5 protein-coding genes are annotated in these 4,209 nt (G+C 46.8%); 2 read left to right on the forward strand and 3 right to left on the reverse strand.

Features of this window, described 5'->3' with window-relative positions:
• Positions 1 to 425, reverse strand: a 425-nt coding sequence (locus tag BN338_RS12005) for a hypothetical protein (RefSeq protein WP_198003659.1), incomplete at its 3' end; no start/stop codon positions are given.
• A gap of 123 nt (positions 426 to 548) precedes the next feature.
• Here BN338_RS12005 and BN338_RS01730 point away from each other — a divergent pair.
• Together BN338_RS01730 and BN338_RS01735 are read left to right on the forward strand one after the other, a co-directional pair.
• Entirely contained in the window at positions 549 to 776 is a 228-nt protein-coding gene (locus BN338_RS01730; protein ID WP_039758449.1) for a hypothetical protein, read from the forward strand.
• Complete coding sequence (locus BN338_RS01735) at positions 773 to 1,159, forward strand: type II toxin-antitoxin system death-on-curing family toxin (RefSeq protein ID WP_039758452.1); 387 nt, start codon at positions 773 to 775, stop codon at positions 1,157 to 1,159. Before BN338_RS01730 ends, BN338_RS01735 begins: the two co-directional genes overlap by 4 nt.
• Here BN338_RS01735 and BN338_RS01740 read toward each other — a convergent pair.
• Positions 1,156 to 1,635, reverse strand: a complete 480-nt coding sequence (locus BN338_RS01740) for a hypothetical protein (protein WP_039758454.1) — start codon at positions 1,633 to 1,635, stop codon at positions 1,156 to 1,158. The genes BN338_RS01735 and BN338_RS01740 overlap by 4 nt on opposite strands.
• The coding region (locus BN338_RS01745) for a phage tail tape measure C-terminal domain-containing protein (RefSeq protein ID WP_039758455.1) at positions 1,632 to 4,209 on the reverse strand (2,578 nt) is incomplete at its 5' end. The genes BN338_RS01745 and BN338_RS01740, both read right to left, overlap by 4 nt.

Consider the following 4,209-nt stretch of genomic DNA (forward strand, 5'->3'; position numbering starts at 1 on the left):
GTAATAGCGGTAAGCTTTGAGCCGTCAGCACGTAAACCATAAAATACGCCAACTGACTCAATTACCTCAAAGCCATCTTCGCTTTGCTTGACCGCCAGAAGTTTTCCCGCTTGGCCCCGAATATCGCTTGGTAAATGCAGCGCATGAGCCGCATCACTCGCGGATTGTGCAGATGTTTGCGCTTCATCGCGGTAAGCTTGCGCTTGCGTTAAAGCTTGGCGGATTTGATCTGTTGTCGCGCCCAGATCATCAAGTTCACTTTCGATATGTTCCTCGAGCTCTTTAAGGGTTTTAGCGACCGTCTTAACAGTACCGCCTTCAGTGGGGACGCTTGTTTGATCATCGCCATGAACCACTTTATGCAGAATTTTACTATCCACTTGGACGCGCGCAATCGCTTCCTCCAAGCGCTCTTGCAAATTCATAAATGCCTCCTTTCAGCTTAAAAAAAACTTGTAAAACAAGCACATTGCGCTAATTTCTTGACATATCATGATACATCATGATAATGTGTAGAGAATAAACCACTTCATGTAAAAAGGCGCGCCATGGCTCAATTGCGAAAAAAATTTGCAACCCAAGTCGATAGTGAAATTTTAAACCATCTTTACAGCCTTGCTGAACAAGAAGGCAAACAAATCCAAGCGCTTGTTGATGAGGCTTTGCGCGATCTTCTTGAAAAGCGTAAATATGAGCGGCCCCGCGCGCACATCATGTCTGCTTACAATAAAAGCCACGACAAATATGCTGAACTCTATCAAAAGCTGGCTAAATGATCACTTACATCACTCTGGTCGAAGCGCTTGCTATTCATGAAGATCAAATCAAGCGCTATGGCAGCACTTTAGGGGTAAGAGATCTTGGCGCGCTAGAAACGGCCTTATATCGCCCGCAATTAAAATATTATACCAGTCTTGTAGAAGAAGCGGCGGCTTTGTGGGAAAGCCTTTCGCAAAATCACCCCTTCATTGATGGCAATAAAAGGGTTGCTTTCGCCGTTATGCATACATTTTTAGTTATAAATGGCGCTTATCTTGCCGACGATCCCGACCAGACCTTTGATTTTATCACCAAACTTTACCAGACGAACCAATTTAATTTTAATGCGCTCAAATTATGGTTAGAGCAACATATCGTCTTGACAGAACCTTTAGCCTAAATATATCCTAAGCGTTGCGGTAGCGTTTGATGCACGAGAAGGTGTAATTGATCGCCGCTTGTTATCAGCCCCTGCGCATCTTCAATGAGCAATAAATCCAATATACCTTCATCAAACACGGGGCGTTCACGAATTTCGAGTTCGCAGCGAATTTCCCATAAGGTTCCGGCAAGTAATTGCGCTTGAAATTGCTGCGTAAAGCGTGCTTCTTGCATCAAAAGCCCGAGCCCACCCAAAAGCTCTATTTCAAACCATGCACCGCCTTCCTTGGCTTTCCAGTGATACCAAGCTTCAAACAGAGCAAATTGGTCACGACGCATAATCCAACGCACCAAAACACGGCTTGGCACTTGCGTAAAACGGCGTCGCTGCCTCGCTGGCCCCGCTTCCATCTCCGTGCGTAAAATAGCATCAGACGGCTGAATACTATAGCCCTCAATCGTCGGCAAAGGCAGAGTTTGCGGCCATGAGATCATCGATAGCTCCCCGCTGCTGGATTGAGCCCATAGCGACGCTCTAACATTGGCGCTAGTCCTTCACCGCGTGCAACGTTGCGCGTCATTTGGCTCTCAATCTGCTCAATAATAATATCAATCCGGCTTCCACCATCGGGACGCTTTGAGCTTCGTGTTTTGGCTTGAACGCCCGCAGCATTATTGTGAACATGAACCTCAACTTTACCAGCCTCAGACCTTTGAAGACCAGCGCTTAAAAGCCGCATTTGCCCTGGCGTAAATACTGTTTCCCCGCGCTTGGCGATAATCGGCACCTCATTGCCAATCACACCGCCACTATGGAATTTGTGGGCACCAGAAAAGAGCGCTGGATTAACACTTCTGCTCTCAAGCGTGTCACTCCCAATCACACCGCCTGTATGCGCTAAACCGAACAATGAACCAAAATTAAAGCCACCAAAAGCATCGGCCAATGGCCCAATAATGCTTTTGCGAATTTGCAAACGCACAAGATCGGCAATGATTGAATCAATCAGCGATTTAAAATCGAGTTTGCCAGTGGTCACAAAACTCACCAGAGCATCTTCCATGCCTTTAAAAGCATTTTTGACCAAATTTTCTGTTTGTGCCGCCATATTTTGCGCATCATTGATCACATCGCGAAAACCACGTTTTAGTCCATCAGCCCAGTATTTTGAATTTTCTACATCTTTTTCACGCGCTTCCCGCAGCATATGCTGAAAAACTTCCTCAACTTGCGCACGGAACGTCGCATAGCCAGCACTGGTTTTATCAAGACCTCTTAATGCTTCTTCTCGCCACTCAATCGCCCTTAAGGCCGCTTGCTCGGTTTCTGATTTTAATGCATTATAAGCACGTGTAATATCTTTCACCGCATCTGATTGGCTTCTTGTTGCTGTTTGCGCTGATTGATCCGCTTGCTCCAATTCATATTTTCGACTGATGAGATCACGAATATGCTGCGCATATTGTAGTGTTTGCTCGCTTTGATCCTTGGTTAAATCAATACCCAAACGCCGCAAAACTTGTTCCTGCTCGTTAAGAATACGCGCATCTTTAAGCGCATCCCCCTCAAGGGAACGCGCGGCAATAACGCGCTTTAATGCTCTTTCTTCATCCTCCAGCCGCTGAATATAAGAGCGGATTTTTTCTTCTTGCTTATCATCGTGTTGTTTTGGTGCCACTGCTTGCGTTGACGCTTGAGGGCTATCAGGCTTGGCTTGTTCTGCTGCCGTTTGTGTGACACCTGAGCGCAATTGACCAATCGCAGCGCCTGCGCGTCTAGCGGCGAGTTCTGCCGCTTTCAGCGCTAAAACCTGTTCTTGAATTTCTTTGGCGTTTTTTGTGAAATCCGGATATTTAGCGGCCAATGCCCAAATGGCCTCTTGATATTGATCAACGCTAATTCTGCCTTCTATGAACGCTCCTCGAATATACGCCAGGTCCGCATTGAGCTGAGTACCGAACCTAGAAAATTGATCCCAAAATCCGCCAATCGCTCCGCGTTGCAATTGATAGGTAACATCGCGAATATTCTCTTGGGCAATCTGTAGTTTTTCTGTCCAACGCGCCAAAGCCTCATTGCGCGAGGCGGCATTCAATTCTTCAATATTATCTGTCGTTTTTTTTAGCTTGTCACGTAGTTCTTCCATTTCTGCGGCATGGTCTTTCGCCGCTTTCCCTGCCGCGTCATGACCTTGGGCTAATTTATAAAGCGCAAGGCCTGCCAGAACGATAATCCCCGCGGGGCCGCCGAGTAAAAGCATGACGCTGCGCAAACCGGTCATCGCCAAAGTCGCTAACTTCGTTGCACCTTCAACGATCACCATTTGAGCAGCCGTTGCCACCGAGACCTGCGTCAATAAGCGAAAACCTACAATTGCGCCAGCATTGCCTAATATGGCAACATTCATAGCTCCAATCGCAGCACTCACCGTTCGAGCAATTAAAATCGCCGCAAGACCTTGAACCGCTAAATCCGCATTCCGCACGAGAAAACCAAGCGCATCCGCTGTAACCCTCACAACATTGCCCAATGTTTGACCAAGAGCGCGTGCCGCTTCTTTCCCATTATCTGTCGCATCTTTTAAGCTCAAGGCAACATCGCGTAATGCATCATTTAAACCTCCAGCGCCAACCTCGCGGGCAAATTTTGCAAAATTATCGCCAATATTGCTGATAATTCCATTCAGCGTCTTCATTTGTTCCGACATTGCACCCGCAAATTGCACCTGCCCAATTTTGCATAGATATTGTTCAATCTCCTCTGCATTTTTGCCAATTGTGGTGGTTACACCTTGGAAAGTGAAAGCAACTTGCTCGCCTTGCGTGCTTGCTTTAATACCAAATTCCTTAAGACGCTCAAATTCCCCCGTTACAGCATCAGCAATCGCCTCAATAAATTGCATCAGGTCTTTACCCATTGCAGAAGCTGTATTGCCATAAGAAGCCAATGCTTCTCGTGACGGTTCAAGCCCTAAGGCTTTTAGTTTGATAAAAGCTTGCGTCAGTTGCTGCACGTTAAACGGGGTGGAAGCGGCAAGATCTTCAACCATTTTCAACGCAGTGTCAGCC

Source organism: Bartonella queenslandensis AUST/NH15, assembly GCF_000312585.1.
GTDB classification, from domain to species: Bacteria; Pseudomonadota; Alphaproteobacteria; order Rhizobiales; family Rhizobiaceae; genus Bartonella; species Bartonella queenslandensis_A.